The sequence below is a fragment of the Sulfitobacter sp. SK011 genome, from assembly GCF_003352065.1.
Classification (GTDB): domain Bacteria; phylum Pseudomonadota; class Alphaproteobacteria; order Rhodobacterales; family Rhodobacteraceae; genus Sulfitobacter.
Genome location: NZ_CP025803.1, coordinates 1291079 through 1312706, shown reverse-complemented (window position 1 = coordinate 1312706; position 21628 = coordinate 1291079). Strand labels below are relative to the sequence as shown.

24 protein-coding genes are annotated in these 21628 nt (G+C 57.0%); 10 read left to right on the top strand and 14 right to left on the bottom strand.

Translation table 11 applies throughout. The features are described from left to right. Positions 1–32: 32 nt before the first annotated feature. Entirely contained in the window at positions 33–461 is a 429-nt protein-coding gene (locus C1J02_RS06445; RefSeq protein ID WP_114877840.1) for an Rrf2 family transcriptional regulator, read from the bottom strand. Positions 462–540: 79 nt separating this feature from the next. On the opposite strand from C1J02_RS06445, the gene C1J02_RS21030 reads away from it, so the two are divergent. After that, on the top strand, positions 541–696 hold the full coding sequence (locus C1J02_RS21030) for a hypothetical protein (RefSeq protein WP_205389874.1): 156 nt from the start codon (positions 541–543) through the stop codon (positions 694–696). Beyond that, entirely contained in the window at positions 693–1139 is a 447-nt protein-coding gene (locus C1J02_RS06440; protein ID WP_114877839.1) for a group III truncated hemoglobin, read from the top strand. The genes C1J02_RS21030 and C1J02_RS06440 overlap by 4 nt, the downstream gene beginning before the upstream one ends. 116 nt (positions 1140–1255) lie before the next feature. Here C1J02_RS06440 and C1J02_RS06435 read toward each other — a convergent pair whose 3' ends face one another. Then, a complete protein-coding gene (locus C1J02_RS06435; protein WP_114877838.1) occupies positions 1256–2923 on the bottom strand; it encodes a SulP family inorganic anion transporter in 1668 nt (555 codons plus the stop codon). 316 nt (positions 2924–3239) lie between these two features. Here C1J02_RS06435 and C1J02_RS06430 point away from each other — a divergent pair, with 316 nt between their 5' ends. The 4 genes from C1J02_RS06430 to C1J02_RS06415 all read left to right on the top strand — a co-directional run bounded on the left by C1J02_RS06430 (position 3240) and on the right by C1J02_RS06415 (position 6007). Further along, a complete protein-coding gene (locus C1J02_RS06430) occupies positions 3240–4112 on the top strand; it encodes an S-methyl-5'-thioadenosine phosphorylase (protein ID WP_114877837.1) in 873 nt (290 codons plus the stop codon). Between the two features lie 132 nt (positions 4113–4244). Further along, positions 4245–4874: a LysE family translocator gene (locus tag C1J02_RS06425; protein WP_114877836.1), complete on the top strand. Its 630-nt coding sequence runs from the start codon at positions 4245–4247 to the stop codon at positions 4872–4874. Further along, positions 4871–5401 (top strand): adenine phosphoribosyltransferase, encoded by a 531-nt coding sequence (locus tag C1J02_RS06420; RefSeq protein ID WP_114877835.1) that lies wholly within the window; start codon positions 4871–4873, stop codon positions 5399–5401. The genes C1J02_RS06425 and C1J02_RS06420 overlap by 4 nt, the downstream gene beginning before the upstream one ends. Before the next feature lie 99 nt (positions 5402–5500). Next, on the top strand, positions 5501–6007 hold the full coding sequence (locus tag C1J02_RS06415) for a GFA family protein (protein WP_368073774.1): 507 nt from the start codon (positions 5501–5503) through the stop codon (positions 6005–6007). A gap of 126 nt (positions 6008–6133) precedes the next feature. On the opposite strand, the gene C1J02_RS06410 is transcribed toward C1J02_RS06415, so the two are convergent. From C1J02_RS06410 to C1J02_RS06400, 3 genes are read right to left on the bottom strand one after another with little or no spacing between them, the layout of a single operon-like run. Continuing rightward, entirely contained in the window at positions 6134–6643 is a 510-nt protein-coding gene (locus tag C1J02_RS06410) for a VOC family protein (protein WP_205389873.1), read from the bottom strand. Between the two features lie 3 nt (positions 6644–6646). Continuing rightward, positions 6647–8086 carry an FAD-binding oxidoreductase gene (locus C1J02_RS06405; protein WP_114877834.1) on the bottom strand — a complete coding sequence of 480 codons (1440 nt, stop codon included), beginning with the start codon at positions 8084–8086 and terminating at the stop codon, positions 6647–6649. A gap of 39 nt (positions 8087–8125) precedes the next feature. Next, a complete protein-coding gene (locus C1J02_RS06400) occupies positions 8126–8947 on the bottom strand; it encodes an MBL fold metallo-hydrolase (RefSeq protein WP_114877833.1) in 822 nt (273 codons plus the stop codon). A gap of 138 nt (positions 8948–9085) precedes the next feature. Between C1J02_RS06400 and C1J02_RS06395 the strand changes: the two genes are divergently transcribed. Next, the gene (locus C1J02_RS06395) at positions 9086–10399 is read left to right on the top strand and encodes a serine hydroxymethyltransferase (protein WP_114880418.1); all 1314 of its coding nucleotides are present in this window, start codon (positions 9086–9088) and stop codon (positions 10397–10399) included. A gap of 178 nt (positions 10400–10577) precedes the next feature. Next, entirely contained in the window at positions 10578–10769 is a 192-nt protein-coding gene (locus tag C1J02_RS06390) for a hypothetical protein (RefSeq protein WP_114877832.1), read from the top strand. A gap of 261 nt (positions 10770–11030) precedes the next feature. Here the strand turns inward: C1J02_RS06390 and C1J02_RS06385 are convergent, their stop codons facing one another. The 9 genes from C1J02_RS06385 to coxB all read right to left on the bottom strand — a co-directional run bounded on the left by C1J02_RS06385 (position 11031) and on the right by coxB (position 18591). Then, positions 11031–11615, bottom strand: coding sequence for a GNAT family N-acetyltransferase (locus tag C1J02_RS06385; protein WP_114877831.1), 585 nt, complete (start codon positions 11613–11615; stop codon positions 11031–11033). Beyond that, positions 11615–12877: a pitrilysin family protein gene (locus C1J02_RS06380; protein ID WP_114877830.1), complete on the bottom strand. Its 1263-nt coding sequence runs from the start codon at positions 12875–12877 to the stop codon at positions 11615–11617. Before C1J02_RS06380 ends, C1J02_RS06385 begins: the two co-directional genes overlap by 1 nt. Further along, a complete protein-coding gene (gene thrC, locus C1J02_RS06375) occupies positions 12874–14262 on the bottom strand; it encodes a threonine synthase (RefSeq protein WP_114877829.1) in 1389 nt (462 codons plus the stop codon). Before thrC ends, C1J02_RS06380 begins: the two co-directional genes overlap by 4 nt. Before the next feature lie 3 nt (positions 14263–14265). Next, positions 14266–14940 (bottom strand): SURF1 family protein, encoded by a 675-nt coding sequence (locus tag C1J02_RS06370; RefSeq protein WP_114877828.1) that lies wholly within the window; start codon positions 14938–14940, stop codon positions 14266–14268. 100 nt (positions 14941–15040) lie between these two features. Next, on the bottom strand, positions 15041–15853 hold the full coding sequence (locus C1J02_RS06365; RefSeq protein ID WP_114877827.1) for a cytochrome c oxidase subunit 3: 813 nt from the start codon (positions 15851–15853) through the stop codon (positions 15041–15043). Between the two features lie 22 nt (positions 15854–15875). After that, positions 15876–16451, bottom strand: coding sequence for a cytochrome c oxidase assembly protein (locus C1J02_RS06360; protein ID WP_114877826.1), 576 nt, complete (start codon positions 16449–16451; stop codon positions 15876–15878). Continuing rightward, the gene (locus tag C1J02_RS06355) at positions 16451–16642 is read right to left on the bottom strand and encodes a cytochrome C oxidase assembly protein (protein ID WP_114877825.1); all 192 of its coding nucleotides are present in this window, start codon (positions 16640–16642) and stop codon (positions 16451–16453) included. Before C1J02_RS06355 ends, C1J02_RS06360 begins: the two co-directional genes overlap by 1 nt. Beyond that, entirely contained in the window at positions 16639–17577 is a 939-nt protein-coding gene (gene cyoE / locus C1J02_RS06350) for a heme o synthase (protein WP_114877824.1), read from the bottom strand. The genes C1J02_RS06355 and cyoE overlap by 4 nt, the downstream gene beginning before the upstream one ends. 90 nt (positions 17578–17667) lie before the next feature. Next, the gene (gene coxB / locus C1J02_RS06345; protein ID WP_114877823.1) at positions 17668–18591 is read right to left on the bottom strand and encodes a cytochrome c oxidase subunit II; all 924 of its coding nucleotides are present in this window, start codon (positions 18589–18591) and stop codon (positions 17668–17670) included. A gap of 178 nt (positions 18592–18769) precedes the next feature. Between coxB and tldD the strand changes: the two genes are divergently transcribed. Continuing rightward, positions 18770–20191 carry a metalloprotease TldD gene (gene tldD, locus C1J02_RS06340; RefSeq protein WP_114877822.1) on the top strand — a complete coding sequence of 474 codons (1422 nt, stop codon included), beginning with the start codon at positions 18770–18772 and terminating at the stop codon, positions 20189–20191. A gap of 161 nt (positions 20192–20352) precedes the next feature. After that, entirely contained in the window at positions 20353–21504 is a 1152-nt protein-coding gene (gene dprA / locus C1J02_RS06335) for a DNA-processing protein DprA (protein WP_114877821.1), read from the top strand. Positions 21505–21628: the final 124 nt, after the last annotated feature.

Genomic DNA, 21628 nt, shown 5'->3' with positions numbered 1-21628 from the left:
GGCGCAACGGTGTTATATTTTCGTTATGTCCGTCACGTGCTGAGCAAATCATCAAGCGGTTTTCGCGCGCGTGCCACATCCGCAAGGGAATAAGGATCCAGCGCCGCATAAAAAGCCTCCTGAGCCTGCACCAGAGGTGCGCGCAGACCACAGGCCGGCAGTATCAGGCAGGATTGATCTGTCCCAAAACATTCCACCACAGGTGTGTCACGTTTCATGGCACGAACAACGGCACCGATGCTGATCTGGGCCGCCGGACGCGCCAGCGTCAGCCCCCCGTTGCGCCCGCGCTCGGAGACCACGAACCCCTCACGGGCAAGCTGGGTCGCGACTTTGGACAGGTGGTTTTCTGACAACCGATAAGTTGCCGCAATGTGTGATGTCGGAACCCGCGCCGGTGCGCGCACCGCCAACATCATCAATACGCGCAGGGCGTAATCTGTGAATTTGTCCAATTGCATGGGGAATATTTAGCATTTGCAATACGTATTTAAAAGAACTAGATAATCCGCATCTCAAATACCAATTAAGGACTGAACCATGACCCTCTCTGATGCTATTCTCTGGCCCGGAACAAAAGTCTGCGAGCATCTAGGTCTGGATCCAAAGGCGGACGCCGGCCTGATCCGCTGGTTGATCAATACGCTGGTCTATCTGGTGATCAGCCTGATCGTTGTCTGGGTCGTTGTTGTATGAACATGCCGCCGCGCATCCCTGTCACGGAGGAACAGATAGACCGGGTGGTTTCGCAGTTCTACACGCGCGTTCGCGCCCATCCCGCACTTGGACCGATCTTTGCCGCACATGTGAAAGACTGGTCCCCGCATGAAGAAAAGATTGGGCGGTTCTGGCGCAACGCGTTGCTTTTGCAACGGTGTTATGATGGCAATCCGATGCAGGTTCATATGGCAGCTGGCAACGTCAAGCCCGCGCATTTCCCGGTTTGGCTGTCCTTGTTCGACACGGTGCTGATGCAAGAGTTGCCGCATCCGCTGGCAAAATCCTGGTCCGCGCTGGCCCACCGGATCGGACGCGGCCTGAGTTATGGGTTGCCTCAGGAAAACGATCAGCCCCAGATGCCTTATCTGGGTGAAAGCTGGACCAAAAAGATCCTTCTCCAAACAGGCGAGACGGAATAGGGTTGCTTCGTACGGGCACCCTGCCAGATCAGGTCTGGCACCACGACCTTAACCGCAACCGACGTAGTCCGATGTCCCATCGCGATCGGCCTTATCGCAAGCCCATGAGACGTGTGTTAATGCCCGCCCAGTATCCCGGTGCGCACATCATAGTCCACGGCCAGTTCGTAATCGGGGTCATCGTCACTATCGACCACAAGATGGCCGGCCTTGGTCAGCAAACGGTGACAATCGCGGCTCAAATGGCGGAGCTGAATGCGTTTGCCGGCCTCTTCATACTTGCCCGCGATCGCCTCAATCGCCTGCAAGGCGGATTGATCCACCACCCGGCTGTCGGCAAAATCAACGATCACCACATCGGGGTCCGCTTCGATGGTAAAAAGCTCTGAAAACCCATCCGATGATCCAAAGAACAGCGGCCCGTGTATTTCGTACACCTTGGCCCCCTTCTCACGCTGCGATTCCCGTGTGGTGGCGTGGATGCGTCGCGCATTGTTCCACGCATAGGCCAGCGCAGACACAATAACGCCGACCACGACGGCGACAGCCAAATCCTTGTATACTGTCACAACCGTGACCAGCAGGATTACAAAAGCATCCATCAAAGGCACTTTACGCAAGATTGTGAGGCTGTTCCAAGCAAAGGTGCCAATCACGACCATGAACATCACGCCCACCAGCGCCGCCAATGGGATAAGCTCAATCACCGATGATCCGACGAGGATAAAGAGCAGCAAGAACACTGCCGCCGCAATTCCGGCCACACGGGTGCGACCGCCGGATTTGACGTTGATCATGGACTGACCAATCATCGCACAGCCACCCATGCCGCCGAAAAAACCGGTCACGGTGTTTGCAACGCCCTGCGCAATGCATTCCTGCGATGCGCCGCCACGGGCATTGGTCATGTCGCCAACAAGGTTCAGCGTCAGCAAGGATTCAATCAGGCCAATTGCGGCCAGGATCACGGCGTAAGGCAGCACGATCCAAAGTGTTTCGAGCGTGAAGGGCGCAAGCGCCGTGCCATATATCCCCACCCCTTCACCAAAGGGGATGTGGAAAGCTGGAAAGCCACCGCTGATTGACGCCAGATCGCCCACCCGTGGCACATCCATGCCGGTAAAGATTACCACCGCCGCTACAATTCCGATGCCTGCCAAGGGTGCCGGAATGAACCGAGTGATACGCGGCATGATCCAGATGATCGCCATCGTGGCCGCCACCAGCGCCAGCATGAGATAGAGCGGCGGGCCAGAGAGCCACTCCCCCCCCGACATGCCATGCCCGGTGTCGACCATGGTGCCGGGCACCTTGAATTGGCTCATTTGCGCGAGGAAAATAACAATGGCAAGGCCGTTCACAAACCCAAGCATAACCGGATGTGGGACCAGCCGGATAAACTTGCCCCATTGCATGACGCCTGCAAATATCTGGATCAGTCCCATCAGCACAACTGTGGCAAACAGGTATTCAACGCCATGTTGTGCAACGAGGGCCACCATCACCACGGCCAAAGCACCTGTTGCCCCCGATATCATACCGGGACGCCCCCCGATCAACGCCGTGATCAGGCCCACCAGAAACGCGGCATAAAGCCCGACCAGCGGATTGACCCCCGCGACAAATGCAAATGCAACCGCTTCTGGCACCAGCGCCAGCGCCACCGTCAGTCCTGACAGCAATTCGATCCGCAAACGACCAATACTGAACCCATCCTCCGGCATCCAGCGCAGGTCGGTCACATCGAGGTTCTTGGTAAAGCTGTGCAGCGTAGCGCGCGGCATGAGGGGTATCCTTCGTCGGAATTTCGTCAGTAAATGGCCCATATGAATGCGGGCGATTTTGTTAGCGCTGACTAGACCAGAACGCTGGAGATTAAAACCCTTTGGCGCATGCCCATGTCTGCAGCCCGCAGAAAACGCCGTTTCTCTTTGTGCTAACGCCCTGCGCTACCTCCTGCGCAACCCGCCAAACGCGACCATCAAATTTTCCCTTTCTTACGGTGGCGAGGCAAATTCGTGACCCGCAGGGACTTGATATTGAGGGGATCGTCTGACTTGGTGGGCTTAAATAGCATACCAAACCACAAGGGAGTGTCGCATGACACAGACAAAAATCGCTGTGATTGGCGGGTCGGGGATTTACGACATTGACGGGCTTGAGGGTGCCGACTGGATCACGGTCGAAAGCCCTTGGGGGGTACCGTCGGACGCGATCCTATGTGGGACTTTGGACGGCGTTGAAATGGCTTTTTTGCCGCGCCATGGGCGTGGCCATGTGCATTCGCCAACAACTGTGCCCTATCGTGCCAACATTGATGTGCTCAAACGGTTGGGCTGTACGGATGTGATATCGGTCTCTGCCTGCGGATCGTTTCGGGATGCAATGGCACCGGGGCATTTCGTGATTGTCGATCAGTTCATCGACCGGACCTTTGCGCGGGAAAAGTCGTTTTTTGGCACCGGTTGTGTGGCCCACGTCAGTGTCGCCCACCCGACCTGTCCGCGATTGGGCGATGCCTGTGAACAGGCCGCAAAAGACGCAGGTATCACGGTGCATCGGGGGGGTACGTATCTGGCTATGGAGGGCCCGCAGTTCAGCACCCTTGCTGAATCCAGGATGTACCGCGAAAGCTGGGGGGCGGATGTCATCGGCATGACCAACATGCCAGAGGCTAAACTGGCCCGCGAAGCAGAGCTTTGTTACGCATCGGTGGCGATGATCACCGATTATGACAGCTGGCATCCGGATCATGGTGAAGTCAACGTGACACAAATCATCGCGACGCTTATGGGCAATGCGGACAAGGGCCGCGCCCTGGTCAGTCGGCTGCCCACCCTTCTGGGTGCAAAGCGGGATGCATGCCCGCACCACTGTGACCGCGCGCTGGAACATGCAATCCTGACGCAACCTGACGCGCGTGACCCTGCAGTGATGGTCAAACTTGATGCGGTGGCAGGGCGCATCATCTGACGGCCGTGAGGATGTGAGAGCAGACGGTATTTGAGAAAGGGTGAAATTGAAGTGTAAGGCGTGCCGCAATCCCTGTTGCGCTGAGGCCGTGATGCTGTCTTTGATTGGAACCAAACCATTGGAGGCTGCCCCATGTCCTTTGAACTCTGGCTGACGTTTGTCGCGGCCTCTACGGCGCTGCTGTTGATCCCCGGCCCAACGGTCTTGCTGGTGTTGAGCTATGCGCTGTCGAAAGGCAGGTCTGTTGCCGTGGCGTCGGCTGCCGGTGTGGCTTTGGGTGATTTGATCGCGATGACGGCGTCTTTGTTGGGATTGGGCGCGTTGGTTCTGGGCTCTGCAACGTTGTTTGTGGCGCTGAAATGGGCAGGCGCTTTGTATCTTGTCTGGTTGGGGATCAAGCTGATCCGCTCCGCGCCATCTGACGGCCTGTTTGTCAGCGCACCTTCGGATGTCAGCGCCAGACATGTCTTTGGACATGCTACGGCAGTAACTGCTTTGAACCCCAAATCCATTGCGTTCTTTATCGCCTTCGTTCCACAGTTTATCCGGGCGGAAGCACCCCTTTTGCCGCAGTTCAGCATCCTGATCTTGACCTTTGTGGGCCTTGCCGCCCTGAACGCTCTTGCCTATGCGCTGCTGGCGGATCGTTTGCGCCAGGTCATCGCGCGGCCCTCGATCATTACATGGATCACGCGCTCGGGCGGTGCCGCACTGGTCGGCATGGGTGTCTTAACAGCAACTTTGCGCGGGAGTGCGGTATGAAAAAGGTTGAGGATTACATTCGCACGATTGTCGATTTCCCCCATGAAGGCATCATGTTCCGCGATGTGACGACGCTTTTTGCGGACCCGCGCGGGTTTCGCATGGCAATCGACCAGATGTTGCACCCCTATGCAGGCATCGACATCGACAAGGTGGTGGGTCTTGAGGCGCGCGGATTTATCCTTGGGGGGGCCATTGCACACCAATTGTCCGTGGGGTTTGTGCCGATCCGCAAAAAAGGCAAGCTGCCGGGGCGGACCATCAGCCAAGATTATACGCTGGAGTACGGCGAAGCGATTGTCGAAATCCACGATGACGCCATTCAGGCCGGAGAAAAGGTACTGGTGGTCGATGATTTGCTGGCCACAGGCGGCACCGCCGAGGCCGGGATCAAATTGATTGAGCGGTTGGGCGGCAAGATCGTGTCCTGCGCGTTCATTATTGACCTGCCGGAACTGGGTGGACGCAAGAAGCTAGAGGCAATGGGCATGGAAGTGCATGCGCTTTGCGCGTTTGAGGGGATGTAAGCAGAGAGCCAATGTCTGCTTTGTGCCCAGGGCGGACTCATCAAACAAATATTGTCACCGCCGAGACCTAGACATGCTAGAAAGAAGCATCTTAGGTCGATGAGAAAGAGATGCGATATGTCTGATGGGCACATTGGCCGCTGTCTTTGCGGAGCTGTGGAGTACAATACGGGCAGCGAGCCCCTTTGGGTGACGATCTGCTACTGCCGTTTCTGCCAACGTGCTACGGGTTCGGACCGAATGGTTGAGCCCATATTCGAACACGAAACCTTCTCTTTCACCCAAGGCAATCCGAGCGTATACACACTCCGTTCAGAAGGTAGCGGTAAAGCCGTAAGGGTTCACTTCTGCTCCAATTGCGGGACCAAGCTTGCCCTGACTTTCGAGCGTTGGCCCGATCGATTGGGCATATATGTCGGCACACTGGATGATCCGAGTTCGATTTCAACCACGCCCGAAAACAGCAAGTGCATTTTTGTCTCTGAAGCACGCATCGGCACCACCCTTCCGCCTGGCTTTAAGACCTTCGACCGCCATGCCACAGAAAACGATGGTACACCGATTGAGCCGACTGTGCATATGACGGCTTATCTGGTGGGGAGCTGAAGCTTTTCACCAGCCCTAGCCCAACATCTGCATCCGCACGATGCAGCAATTAATGGTCGGCGTTCCGAACATTTTGACCTGAGCGTCGGTTCTGAGCCCAAGAAGGCAGCATTGACGAAGTTGAGATCAGTGTACACCCGGCATTGGAGCAGCGTTTACTTCGATCGTGTTTAGATCGGGATCAAGCATATAGAGTTGAGGGAAACCGGCGAGGCCTTCACGCAGGATCATTACTCTTTTCCTGTCATTCTCCGGCAGGTCCTCCCTAAATCCAGCCGCCTCCAATCGTTGGACCATATTTTCAAAGTCATCGGTACAGAATGCAAAGTGAACATCGGCAAGGTCAGGAGACGATTTGGTACGATAGGTTCCAGCTTCGTTCAGCACTAGATGGATTTGGCGATCATGACACGCCAACCAAACACCCGGTATCGGAAATGGTGGGCGTTCAAGACGTTCTAGGTCGAAAAGACTTTCGTAAAAAGAAGCCGACACCTCAACGTCCCTCACGGGATACGAGACGTGATGAAGCAGCATTGTGGGCATGAAATCTCTCTTCTCAAAGTCTTTTGTACAATCAATATCATATGTTGCACCAAATGTCCGCTCCGTCCCGCAAAGCGGTCTTTCGTTCAAACTTCAGCGCTCCATCTCATGATACCCAATTTCTCGCAGCACCGCCCCCGGATTCATAATGCCGTTCGGATCAAGTGCTGCCTTTATCGCCCGCATCGCGGACAGTTTCGCAGGATCGCCATAGCGCTCCAGATCACCAACCTTGAGCCTGCCGATCCCGTGTTCGGCACTGATTGACCCGCCCATTTCATGCACCAGATCATGTACCATCTGTTTGATACCATCGCGCAGGTGTTCGTGATCAGCGCGGGTTTTTCCGGGCACCGGAAAGACATTATAGTGCAGGTTGCCGTCGCCCACATGGCCAAAGCAGTTGATGCGGAAATCGCCCAGTGCGGCAATCTTGCGCCCCGCTTGGGCGATGAAGTCAGGGATCGCGCCCAAGGGTACCGAAATGTCATGGCTCGATACCGATCCAATGAGACGGTTTGCCTCCGGGATCATTTCGCGGATGCGCCAGAAATCATCCGATTGCTGCTGGTTCTGGGCGATCAGACCGTCCGTGACAAGGCCCGCCTCCATTGCGGTCGCAGACAGCGTTTCGAGCGCCCCGGCAGGGTCGATACCGCCGCTCAGGCCCAGCTCAATCAACACCGACCATTCTGGCGTTGTCGCAAATGGGTGTCGCACGTCAGGCAAAACTTCAGCCAGAAAATCAAAGCCTTGGCGATGTATCAGCTCAAACGCGCTGACCATTTCACCCAGTTGCACCCGCGCCATCGACAGCAGTTCAAGGGCGGCAGCAGGGCCTTGGACGGCCAACAGAGCGGTGCCTGACCGCGCGGGCTGCGCAAAGAGTTTCAGTGCGGCCGCGGTGATCACGCCCAATGTCCCCTCGGCACCGATCAACAAGTGCCGCAGGTCATAGCCGGTGTTGTTTTTCCGCAAGCGCGTCAACCCCTTCCAGATTTGGCCATCGGGCAGAACCGCCTCAAGCCCCAGACACAGATCGCGGGCATTGCCATAGCGCAGCACGCCGGTGCCGCCTGCGTTGGTGGCCAGATTGCCACCGATCCGCGCCGAGCCTTCGGCGGCGAGTGACAGAGGGAACAAGCGGTCCACATCCTTCGCGGCGGATTGTACATCGGCCAGAATCACCCCGGCCTCAGCCACCAGTACATTCTCATCCGGGTAGATCGCGCGCACCTTGTTCAACCGTTCAAGTGACAGGATCATCGGCGCGGGCCCATCGGGCGCGACCTGTCCCCCGACCAGACCTGTACCGCCGCCATAGGGCACGACGCCAACACGCGCTGCATTGGCGTGACGGATCAGGATCGCAACCTCTTGCACAGTGCGCGGCAGCGCCAAAAGCGCCGCCTGCCCGGCATAACGGCCGCGCGGTTCTTCGAGATAGCGGTCATCGGCGGGGCGAAACACAGCGTCCGGCAAATCAGTACGCAGGCGGGTCTCAAATGCGGTGTCAGCAGGATTCAATGTCATGGAAACTTGATCAGGCCTCAGGCGCTCAGATGCAAGTCCCTATCGCGCAACGTCGATATAGGCCGGGCGCAGCACCATGATGGTGGGCCGTGACGGCAGCTTGTCCATCGCCACAGTTAACGATGGGCCGCCCACCTCAACGATTGAAAATTCATCCGCCATGCCGCGCAGGAAATCCCGCAGCGCGGCTTCGGAAAACCAATGCATGGGAATGACAATTGACGACTTCAACCGTTTGAGAATTGCAATCATTGTTGGCTGATCAAGAGTATAACCGCCATCCACCGGGGCCATCACAACGTCCACCCGCCCCAAAGCGGCGTATTGCCCCGCATCTGGTTCATGATGCAAATGGCCTAGATGGCCGATGCACAGGCCCGCCATTTCAAACACAAATATCGAATTTCCTTTCGGTTCGACTCCGCCATAAGGCGACCGGATGTCGGTCGAGACATTGCGGATCAGCACCTCGTCCAATTCCAGCTTGTGATCAATGCCTTCCCCGAATGGCCCCCACCCTTTCAGCGGATGGGGAATGGCGGGATCCACAAAGTTGGTCCAATGGCTGTCATGGGCATGGTTCATGGTGATCACATCCGGGACAAACGGCAGCGTTCCGGTAAATCCTGTGTAGTCTGTGACAATGTTAAGGGCACCGTGGCTGCGGATCAAAAACGACGCATGGGCGATATAATGGAGATATACCGTTTCAGCCGTCACCTCAGGCAATGTTGCAAGGGTGACATATTCCAAGCCGGGTGCCGCATTGGCCAAAGCCACACAGTGACTTGGCGTTCGGTCCTGTGCCAGAGCAAATGTTGGCAAACAGAGCATCAGCAAAAAAGAAAAACGGAAAATCATGGCATCCTCCCCTTTGGCCCTCAACCTAGAGCATCAATGGCATATTGCGACCAAATTTCTACACGCAGGGGGGAAATCTGGTTTGCCAAGGGACGCAAAAGCGCGCGATGTTGATGAAAAATGAGGGGAGTGATCAAAATGTTGGCGACAAGAAAATGGGTACCGGCGGCCTGCGATGCGCGGGTGACCACCATTGCAACGCAAACGGCGGCTGCCAGCAGCGCTGAGATTGCCGACCGCATTGCTGCATTGGCCAAAGAGAACCGCGATATTCATGAACGGGCGTGTTTTAACCTCAATCCTGCAACCAATGTCATGTCACCGCGCGCCGAGGCGATCTTGGCGTCTGGCATCGGCACCCGTCCGTCACTTGGATACCCCGGCGATAAATACGAAATGGGGCTGGAAGCGATCGAAGAGATCGAGGTGATCGCGGCGGAGCTTTGTGCGCAGGTATTTGATGCGCAGTTTGCCGAAATCCGGGTGCCATCGGGGGCGATTGCCAATCTCTATGGGTTTATGGCGACCTGCAAACCCGGTGACACCATCATTGCACCGCCTGCGTCAATTGGCGGCCATGTGACGCATCACGCGGCGGGATGTGCGGGGCTATACGGGCTCAACACTGTGCCCGCGCCAATCAATGCGGACGGCTACACACTCGACATTCAAAGGCTGCGTGCTTTGGCGCATCAGGTGAAACCAAACCTGATCACGGTTGGGTCTTCGCTGAACCTCTTTGAACACCCGGTGGCCGAGGTGCGTGAAATTGCAGATGAGGTGGGGGCAAAGGTGCTCTTTGACGCGGCCCATCAATGTGGGATCATCGCAGGGCGCGCGTGGCGCAACCCGCTGGCCGAAGGCGCGCACATGATGACAATGAGCACTTACAAAAGCCTTGGCGGGCCTGCAGGCGGTCTGATTGTCAGCAACGATGCCGCATTGGCCGAACGGCTTGATGCCATCGCCTTTCCCGGCATGACAGCGAACTTTGACGCGGCAAAATCGGCTGCTCTGGCGCTGACAATGCTGGACTGGATCGATTATGGCCCGGAATATGCCGCTGAAATGATCGCGGTGTCGCAGGCTTTTGCGCGGGAACTGGATGCGGCGGGACTGCGGGTTTTTGCCAAGGATCAGGGTTTTACCACATCGCACCAATTTGCGGTTGAGGCTGCGGAGTTTGGGGGCGGTCAGGCGGCGTCAAAAAAGCTGCGCAAAGCGGGATTCCTGGCCTGTGGCATCGGCCTGCCGATAGATGAGGTGCCGGGGGACATGAACGGCCTGCGCATCGGGACGCCGGAATTGGTACGTTGGGGTGTGGGCGTAAAGGATGTGCCGGAAATCGCCGCGCTGGTGGCGCGGGCGCTGCGGTCAGACGACCCGACGGGCTTGGCGGATGAGGTGCGCAGCCTGCGCGGGCGGTATGGAAGGTTGCATTTTGTGGGATGATGCGATCGGGCAAGGACGGCTGTAAGAACAACGACCACCATGACAGAGGCAGTGACCTTGTCAGGGCAGGAGAGACGCTCCAATTGACCGCGCGATACGATGATTGATACTAATCAATGTGCAGCAACATGCGAGTTTGTATATTGCGACTTAGGCAACAGAAACCAAGGAGTCTTCCATGCATAGATTTTTCATTGTCACGACAGTTGTTTCCACTTTGGGTCTTTCTGCGTGTGACGAATTAAATTCGGATTTGGAGCGTGCTGCGGTGGGCGGTGCGATCGGCTGCGCCGCCGGAGAGGTCCTTGCAGACGGGCGCTGCGTCGAAGGTGCCCTTGTTGGTGCAGGTGTTGGCGTCTTGACCAACTAGAACGCAGTAACGGCCTGTGTGGTCGTCGGATGCTATATTAAGGGCAAGCTCTTTGAAGGCGAGTTCAACAGCGGATGGGCGCGTGCCACTTAGCGAAGTTAACTCTCTGCCACGGGCGACGGTGTCGAGCTGGATCAAGCTTCCAGTTGGCACCTGTCGATGATTATTTCTGCTCGACATGGGCATTGTTGCAGCGTTCGCGGATCTATCTTGGATCAACTCGAAACACCGCTTTGTCTGCACAGTGAACGGTGCTTTCCGCTACCCTGCCTCCGTCTTACCCCGCCGATCGCTGCGCAACGATGCGTAAAGGACATGGGTCCGCCAGCGGCCCTCAATCTGCAGATAGCTTTGCGCGACGCCCTCGTATTTGAACCCGGCTTTTTCCAGCAATCCGCGTGAAGCAGCGTTTTCAGGCAAACAGGCGGCCTCAACCCGGCTGAGATCCAGCCGGGAGAACGCCTGATGCACAACTGCGTCGATCGCCTCGCGCATATACCCTTGCCGTGCAAATGGTTCCCCGGTCCAATAGCCCAGAGTGGCCGATTGTGACGGTCCGCGCCGGATGTTGTCGAGGGTGATCGCACCGATCAGTGATTGATCCTCGCGGCGGATCAAAAACAGTGGCATCGCAGTGCCACTGCTGATCGACCGCGATGCCCAATAGACCCGGTTGGTGAACGCCTTGCGGGTCAGATGATCATCCGCCCAAGTTGGTTCCCACGGAACAAGATAGCTCTGGCTTTTGACCCGCAATGCCGTCCAGGCCCGAAAATCAGAATGGATCGGCGTGCGCAGTGTCAGCCGTTCAGTTTCGATCTTGATTTTGCGCCTCATCAACAGCATCAGGCCGCGCGCCGCTCCTGTAAGGCGGCAAGCGTTGGTGCCGCTTCCACTGGACCATAAAGCGCCAGCGCTGCCGGGGCCGCGAGTGCCATGGTTTCAGCAAAATCACGCACATCCCCGGTCGTCACAGCGTCGATCTGAGCCACGGTTTCTTCCAATGGCGGGATACGGTCCCAAATCTGGATCAGCCGGGCCAGACGTTCAGCGCGGTTTGACGGGCTTTCCAGCCCCATCAGCAACCCTGCTTTCATCTGAGCGCGCGCGCGCGCAACTTCTGCGGGCGACATATCGGATGCTGCGCGCTTCATCTCGTCCACGGTGATGGTCGCAAGTTCCGGCAATTGTTCAGCGCTGGTCCCGGCGTAGATTGTGGTCATCCCGGTGTCCGCATAAGCGCCGGCAGAGGCAAAGATCGTATAGCAGAGCCCGCGGTTTTCGCGGATTTCCTGAAACAGCCGCGACGACATGCCGCCGCCAAGCGCTGAGGCGTAAATCTGAGCCACATAAATATCGTCAGCGCGGTAGCCGGGCGATTCAAAGCCAAGCGCAAAATGGGCCTGTTCCAACGGTTTGATGTGGCGCGTCTCGCCGCCCTGAAAACGGGCTGCATCCACCTGGAACATCGGCTTGGGCGTCATGTCCCCAAACAGCGCCTCGGCCAGTTTCACGATCTCATCATGGTTCACAGCACCCGCCGCCGACAGGATCATTTGTTCGGGGCCATAGTGATCGCCGATAAACGACCGCAGGTCTTCGCGGTTGAAATTCGAAACACGCTCGGACAGACCCAGAATGGTGCGGCCCATCGGCTGATCCGGGTATGCCTCTTCTTGCAGCCAGTCGAATATCACGTCATCGGGGGTGTCCAGCGCCTGACCGATTTCCTGCAAGATCACGCCGCGCTCAACCTCGATTTCGCTTGGGTCAAGGATGGGATCACGCAGAATGTCCGCAATCACATCCAGCCCCAGCGCCACGTCGTTTTCCAAGACGCGCACGTAATAGGCCGTCACTTCGCGACTTGTATAGGCGTTGATATAGCCACCCACATCCTCGATCGCCTCTGCAATTTGCAAGGAACTGCGTTTTGAGGTGCCTTTGAACGCCATATGCTCAAGGAAATGCGCGATGCCATTTTGTTGCGGCGTCTCGTGACGTCCCCCCGCTGTGACCCATATCCCGATGGAGGCTGAAGCCAATCCCGGCATATGTTCTGTGACGATGCGAAAGCCGTTCGACAGGCGGTGCTGATTCAGGCTCATGCGTTTAGTGCCCCTTTGATGTAGGTCTTGAGCGCGTCCAAATCGTTGGCCACGCGGGTGAACCGTTCTTTGCGGTCAAATAGGTCCGCCATGCGCGGGGGCAGGCCCGGTCTTGTTCCAGTGGCTGCCTCGACCGCATCAGGGAACTTGGCGGGGTGCGCCGTGGCAAGTGTGATCATCGGGGTCGCTGCATCACGTTGTTCATTGGCGACTTTCACGCCGACCGCAGAATGCGGACACAAAAGCTCGCCTGTCGAATTGATCATATCTTTGATGGTTGCTGAGGTTTCCGCCTCGGACGCGCTGCCAGAGCGATAGATGTCCTGCAACGCCTGCATCGCCCCTTGCGATACGTCAAATCCGCCTTGGCCCAATTCCGTCATCAACTGCGCCACCGCATTGCCATCGCGGTCATAGGCATCAAACAATGCCCGTTCAAAGTTGGACGATACCTGAATGTCCATGGACGGACTGATCGACGGATGCACGCCGCCCTTGTGATACCCCTGCCCTTTCAGGCAGCGGTCCAGAATATCGTTTTGGTTGGTGGCAATCACCAGATCGGCAATCGGCAGGCCCATGCGCTTGGCGATATAACCGGCAAAGATGTCACCAAAGTTACCTGTTGGCACGGTGAAACTGACCTCGCGCCCGGGCGCACCCAGCGACACGGCAGAGGTAAAGTAATAGACCACCTGAGCCAGCACCCGGCCCCAGTTGATCGAATTCACCCCCGCGAGCTTTACACCGTCGCGAAATTCAAAGTCATTGAACATATCCTTGAGACGGGCCTGGCAATCATCAAAATCTCCATCCACGGCAAGGGCATGGACGTTCGGTTCTGACGGTGTGGTCATCTGGCGGCGCTGCACATCGCTGACGCGGCCATGCGGGTAAAGGATAAAGACGTCGACATTATCCAATCCCCGGAACGCTTCTATCGCAGCGGATCCGGTATCGCCGGATGTGGCCCCGACGATGGTCACACGGGCCCCTTTGCGACCAAGCGCCTTTTGAAACATCTGGCCAATCAATTGCATCGCGAAATCTTTGAACGCCAGTGTTGGTCCGTGGAACAGCTCCAACAGGAAATGATTGGGGGCAAGTTGCACCAATGGGGCGCGGGCGGTGTGGCCAAAGCCCGCATAGGCATTGGAAATCAACCTGCGAAATTCGTCGTCGGTAAAGGTATCGCCAATAAACGGGCGCATCACCGTATAGGCCACGTCCTCGTAGGATTGCCCGGCCATTGCTGCGATCTGATCCTTGCTCAATGTCGGGATCGTCTCGGGTACATATAGCCCGCCATCACGCGCAAGCCCGGTCAGCATCGCCTCTTCGAAGGTGAGGACAGGGGCAGAGCCACGGGTAGAGACATAGCGCATGGGTTAGCTTTCAGGGGTTGGCGCGCGACGGCGCAGGAAATAGGCGGACATGGCAAGCCAGATCGCAGCGAGGGAAAACCACGTGATTGCATATTGCAAGTGGTCATTCGGAATTCGGGCGGTATCGACGGGCAGCGGTGTGATATCACCGTCCTGGAACGACACATCGCGCGCCACGATCAGGATCGGACTGGTTCCAAGCTCAGCCGCCATCGCCTCCACATCGCGGGCAAACCAGATGTTGTTTTCCCGGTCTGGCGCAGGCGTGAAACTGTCGGTTTCGTTGGGCCATTGCAGGTTGCCCGTGAGGGTCACAGGGCCACTTACAAAGGCTTGTCTGCCTGCCTCAACAGGCAGGAACCCGCGATCCACCATTACTTTCATATCAGGTGTGTTGAGCGCCGAAATGATCCGATATCCCGGCCCTACATCCTTTTGTGAAACAAGAACCCGCAACACCTGTGTATCAAAAGTCCCAGTGACCGTCACCGGCAGATAGGCGTCCGCATCAGGGTTGGGATCATTCGGCAAGGCAACCGGAGCGGCCACGATCCGTGCGTTGATGCCAGAGATAACGCCCTGCTTCCAGGCCAGTCGCTGCATTTGCCAGATGCCAAGGCTTACCAGAATGGCAGCCCCGCCCAGACCAATCACAACAAAGAACAGCGCGCGGTTCATAAAGGCTCTGACCTCAAGAAAAATCGCGCGAGGCAGGTGCTTCGCGCGATTTGGGTTTTACGCCGCAGGGGCGCGATTGCAACCCTGCAAAATCATGGGGCTATTGGGCAGGCACACCAAAGACATAGACGGCAAAGAACAGGAACAGCCATACGACGTCAACAAAGTGCCAGTACCAAGCTGCCGTCTCAAAACCAACGTGCTGTTGCGGGGTGAAATCCCCCTTCATCGCGCGGATCAGGCACACTCCCAGAAAGATCGTACCAATGATCACGTGAAGGCCGTGAAAACCTGTGGCCATAAAGAACGCAGAAAAGAACGCGTCTTCGCCGAACTTCCAGTCATGGTGCAACAGCAATTCGCCGTATTCATAGGCCTGCAACGCGGTAAAGGCGATGCCCAGCACGATGGCAATGGCCAGACCTGAAATCAGGTCTTTGCGGTTGTTTTCATGCACAAGGGCATGGTGCGCCCATGTGACGGCACAGCCTGACAACAGCAGAACCAACGTATTGATCAGCGGCAGGTTAAAGGCGTTCACCGGATCGAATACCGGCGGCACATATTCTGAGCCTACGTATTCGTTCATCGGGTACATGGCTTGTTTGAAGAAGGTCCAGAACCAAGCGACAAAGAACATCACTTCGGACATGATAAACAGGATAAAACCATAACGCAGGCCGATGCGCACGACGCCGGTGTGATCGCCAACGTGGCTTTCGATCACCATTTCGCGCCACCATCCGAACATCACATAAAGAACGGCAACAAATCCGCCCAAAAACAGGAAGGGTGTGATACCGTGTATCCACAAAACGGCACCAACAAGCATGGCAAAGCCGCCAAGCCCACCAAGCAGCGGCCAGCTGGATGGGGCTAGAATATGATAATCGTGGTTCTTTGCATGGGCCATGATGCGGGGTCCCTCACCTTTGTTAATTCAGGTCTGTTGTTGTTCCCTGCTCCAAGGCGGCATAGCCTTCGGGCAGGTCAATTTGATAGAATGTATAGGACAGTGTGATGGTATGTACAAACTTCCCGTCACGGTCTTTGACAATTTCCGGATCAACGTAAAAGCTAACCGGCATCTGGACGCGTTCGCCCGGTGCCAGCACCTGTTCGGTGAAACAAAAGCAGTCGATCTTTTCGAAGAAAGCGCCAGCCGTGTAAGGCGTCACGTTATAGCTGGCCTGGCCCGCAATGGGCCGGCTGGTCGGGTTATAGGCTTCATAAAAGGCAAGGCCGGTTTCGCCGATACGCAATTCCATCTCACGCACGACCGGTTTGAATTCCCAGGCGAGACCTGCATTGATCGAACCATCAAAGCGGACTTTTATAGTCTGATCCAGAATTTCCTCTGATGCGGTTTCCACCTGACCCGGCACACCGCCAAATCCCGTAACCCGGCAGAACCAGTCGTAAAACGGCACCGATGCCCATGCCAGACCGCCCATCAACACAACAAGCGATACGGTCTGCATCACGGTTTTCTGAGGACCGGAAAGCGCCATCAGTTATTGGCCTCTTTTTGCGCTGCGGCCGCGGCACCAGCAGCACCTGCGGCCTTGGTGAAATCAGTCTGAGTGATTTTGACAAAGGTCAGCACCATTACCAGAATGACGAAAGCACCCAACATCAGGCCCACCCCGACATTGCGGCCTTTGCGCCGGCTGTGAATTTCATGTTCTGCTCGAATGTTCATGACCAGCCTCCCAGACCCCAGGGGCGCAACGTGGCCTCAATCAGGATCGCGCCGAAATGCAGGAAAAGGTAAAACAGCGACAGCCGGAAGAATTTGCGTTCGACGGCGTAATTGTCACCCTCTGCATCATCTTCATCCCGGTTCCAGATGCGCCAGGCCCCAAGCAGGAACATCGCATTCAGGATGACCGCTGTGGCCAGATAGATCGGCCCGCCGATTGAGGTGAACGCCGTCCCGATCGCCAGCACCGCCAGCAGCGCCGTATAGATAAGTATGTGCCGCCTGGTGGTTGGACGCCCATGCGTCACTGTCAACATCGGCACGTTGGCGTCGTCGTAATCCGACCGCATGAACAGCGCCAGCGCCCAGAAGTGTGGCGGGGTCCACATAAAGATCAACGCGAACATCAGCCATGCTTCGATCGAAAAGCTGCCCGTGGCAATGATCCAGCCAATCACTGGGGGAAACGCACCAGCAGCACCGCCAATCACGATGTTCTGCGGCGTCGCACGTTTGAGCCACATGGTATAGAAAACGGCATAAAAGAGGATCGTGAACAGCAACATCCCTGCCGCCAGCAGGTTTGCTGCAAGCCCAAGCATCATTACCGCCATGCCCGACAAAGCCACGCCCAGCGCCAGCGCTTCGCTCGGTTGTACGCGGCCAGACGGAATTGGACGGGACCGCGTCCGGCGCATGACCGCGTCGATGTCGGCGTCCCACCACATGTTCAGCGCACCAGACGCCCCTGCCCCGATGGCCACAAACAAGATCGACGCAAAGCCAATGACCGGATGCACAGAGACCGGTGCAGCCAACATGCCAACCAGCGCGGTGAAAACAACCAGTTGCATCACACGTGGCTTGAGCAGGGCGAAATAATCGCCCAGCTGCGCCTCGTATTCTGATGCTGGTGTGTTCGTGACGTCCGTCATTGCGGCTTTTACCTTATAAACAAGGTGGGCGCTGCGCCCACTTTACCTGTCATGTCGCAAGCTGGGCGCACCGCCCAGCCCGCAGGCAGTTTAGTTTGACGCAACGGTCACTGGCTGCGCGATGCCAGCATATTCCGCTTTGGCCTTGCCCAGCCACTCGGCATAAGCGGCCTCTGACACCACTTTGACCGTGATCGGCATATAGGCATGCGCCTGACCACAAAGCTCTGAACACTGGCCAAAATAGACGCCTTCCTTGTCAGCGCTGAACCACAGTTCGGCCAAACGACCCGGCACCGCATCTTGCTTTACACCAAACGCCGGCATTGCCCAGGCGTGGATCACATCAGATCCGGTGACCTGCATAACGATCGTTTTGCCAATCGGCACAACGACGGATGTATCCGTCGCAAGAAGCCATTCATCGCGGCCATAGCCCGCTGCGGCCAGCTTGGCTTCCATCGCGGGGTTCAAAACGTTGGCCACGGCACCAGCTTGTTCATCTTCGGCTGACAATGTGGCAGGTGCACCAATCATATAGCTGTCAAAGCCAAACTCTTCGTCGACATATTCGTAGGACCAATACCACTGATTGCCTACCGCCTTGATGGTGATGTCAGCGACCGGGATTTCCTGCTGCCGGAACAAGATTGGCAAGGAATAGGCACCGATCAGCACCAGAATAACGATTGGCAAAATGGTCCACGCAATCTCGATCGGGGTATTGTGCGTGAACGACGCAGGCGTTGGATTGCGCTTTTTGTTGTAGCGGACGGCGACCCAGAGGATCAGACCAGTCACGAAAACAGTGATCAGGGTGATGATCACCAGAATCAGATAGTCCAGATCATGAATGTCAGTGGCCAGCCGGGTCACACCAGGTTGAAAACCCATTTCGCCGTCAACGGGTTTGCCGATGATCTCAAGGCCGTCAATCCGAAGCGATTCCTGCGCAAATGCCGGCAAGGCTGCAAAGCTGGCCAAAAGACCCGAAAGAGAGAGAAGATGTTTCATATGTCGTCCTGATCTTGTGACCATTAAGTGCGAATCTTATGTGCCCAGCCTATCGGAGCAGCCCGGCCGTTGTAATCCTACTGCTTACAATCATATTCTGAGTGCAAGATAAAGCCACCCGATTGCGTCAAACAGACGCGAAATGTGTTTTTGTGGCGAGAATTGAGGACAGACCCCGATGACCAACACCCCATTCAAGCCGTTTGAGGCCAATGTAGATCGCGAAATCGCACTTCAAGTGCTGCGGGATGCCGTTGCCGGGGCCGATGATGGGGAATTGTTTTTGGAACGCCGCCGGTCCGAGGCATTGGTGTTCGACGATGGTCACCTGAAAACCGCCAGTTATGACGCCTCAGAGGGATTTGGCTTGCGCGCCGTGCGTTCTGAGGTCGCGGGATATGCCCATTCGACCGACATTTCGGTGAGTGCGCTAAAGCGTGCCGCCGAAACCGCCCGTCTGGCAGTGGGTGCCGGCGGCGGCACATGGTCCGATGCGCCCGAGGGGACAAACAAACGTCTTTATACAGACGCCGACCCGATTGAAGGGGCGACGTTCCCGGTCAAAATCGAAACCCTGCGTGAGATTGACGCATTTGCCCGTGGGCTGGACAAACGGGTCATTCAGGTCAGCGCAACCATTGCCGCCAGCCTGCAAGAGGTAGAGATATTGCGCCCCGAAGGCACCTCCGTGCGTGATGTTCGCCCCATGACCCGTGTAAACGTGTCGGTCATCGTTGAACACAACGGCCGCCGCGAAAGCGGGTCTGCAGGTGGTGGCGGGCGCGTGGGTCTTGACGGGCTGCTGAGCGCTGACGATTGGCAGGCCAAGGCCCGTGAAGCGTTAAGAATAGCAGTGGTAAACCTTGATGCCGTGCCTGCCCCTGCAGGCGTAATGGACGTTGTGCTTGGCCCCGGCTGGCCCGGTATCTTGCTGCACGAAGCCATCGGTCACGGGTTGGAAGGCGACTTTAACCGCAAGGGAAGTTCAGCCTTTGCCGGATTGATGGGCCAACAGATCGCCGCAAAAGGCGTGACGGTTCTGGACGATGGCACAATCCCCGACCGGCGCGGTTCGATCACGGTTGATGATGAAGGCACGCCCAGCGCCAAGAATGTATTGATCGAAGACGGTGTGCTCATCGGGTATATGCAGGACCGCCAGAATGCGCGGCTGATGGGGGTCAAATCCACGGGCAATGGGCGACGACAGTCATATGCGCATATCCCCATGCCTCGGATGACGAACACCTATATGCTGGGCGGCGACGTGGCACCGGGCGACATCGTGGCCGATCTTAAGGACGGTATCTATGCCGTGGGGTTTGGCGGCGGCCAGGTGGACATTACCAATGGCAAGTTCGTTTTTTCATGCACCGAAGCGTACCGCGTCGAAAACGGGGTGGTCGGCGCGCCGGTAAAAGGGGCCACGCTGATCGGGGATGGCGCCACGGCGCTGAAACAGATCCGCGCCATTGGGAATGACCCGGCCCTTGATCCGGGCATGGGCAATTGCGGCAAACAAGGTCAATGGGTGCCAGTGGGGGTGGGTCAGCCAACATTGATGATCGGCGGCCTGACGGTGGGTGGTGCAGCGGCTTAACGCGCATGTAGATTAGGTGCCTACGAAACGGGCTGGTAAATATATGGTGGACGCTTGGTCCATCTGCCTTGCCGCATTTGTCTGAAATCGAGCCGGAACGATTCATCCTGTGTTAACCAGTTCGCTCTAATACTGATTCCAGCAACGGATGGAGACGCGGGATGACTGACAAGGACCTAAATCCTTCTTCCACTCACCCCCCAATCCCACCCACCCAGGAAGATGAACAGTTTGCGCGTCTCCGTCTGTTGCGCTCGCGCCGGGTTGGCATTTCGACGTATAAACGTCTGCTGATTGAACATGGCACTGCGCAAAACGCGCTGGCCGCGCTGCCTCAGGTGGCGCGCGCCGCGGGTGTATCCGAATATCAGATTTGTCCCGAGGGTGTGATCTGGGCTGAACTTAAGGCCGCCCGCGCTGCCGGTGCGCAATTGGTTTTGCAGGGGCAGGACCCCTACCCATCCCTTTTGAACGATCTTGCAGATGCCCCGCCATTTTTGTGGTGCATCGGCGATACCTCGCTTTTGGCGCGCCCGATGATTTCAATGGTAGGTGCCCGCAATGCTTCATCGTTGGGGACCCGTATGGCACAGGCTTTGGCCCGTGATCTGGGCGCGGCCGGATATGTCGTGGTGTCTGGGTTGGCGCGAGGTATTGATGCGGCCACCCATCTGGCCTCAATGACAACTGGCACCATCGCGGTGCAGGCAGGCGGCGTTGATGTCATGTATCCGGCTGAAAATACAGAACTTGCGCTCAACATCGCCAAATCTGGCCTGCGCCTTTCAGAGCAGCCAATGGGCCTGCAACCCATGGCGCGACATTTTCCCAGCCGCAATCGCATCATCTCAGGCCTCAGCCGTGCGACCATCGTGGTTGAGGCGGCCGCAAAATCCGGCAGCCTGATCACGGCACGTGATGCCTTGGACCAGGGGCGTGATGTGCTTTCTGTGCCGGGGCACCCATTTGATGCGCGCGCAGCAGGGTGCAATATCTTGATCCGTGATGGTGCGACGCTGGTTCGTTCTGCAGCCGATGTGATTGAGGCGTTGGGACCCATATCTGGCCAGCAGACCACGCCAGAACTTCCACTGACCCCTGCCAAGCCGGACAAACCCAAACGCAGCCTGCGTGAAACTGCCGCACTTCATCTGCAAATCCTGTCGCGTCTGGGACCATCGCCAGTCGCAGAGGACCAGTTGATCCGTGATCTGCAAGCCGCACCCGCAGATGTCGCCCCTGTTCTTGTGGATCTGGAGCTTGACGGCCAAATTGCACGCCGTCCCGGTGGTTTGCTGGCGCGGGTGGTGTGATGGGGCAGTCTGTTTACAGTAACTGATTGAAAGGTCTGTCTGCGGGGTGCATCGCCCCGGCAAAACCTTCCTTTTGAGTGAGCACTGCTCATGTGCCGGTGGTGTCATTGCCGCACTTTGCTCA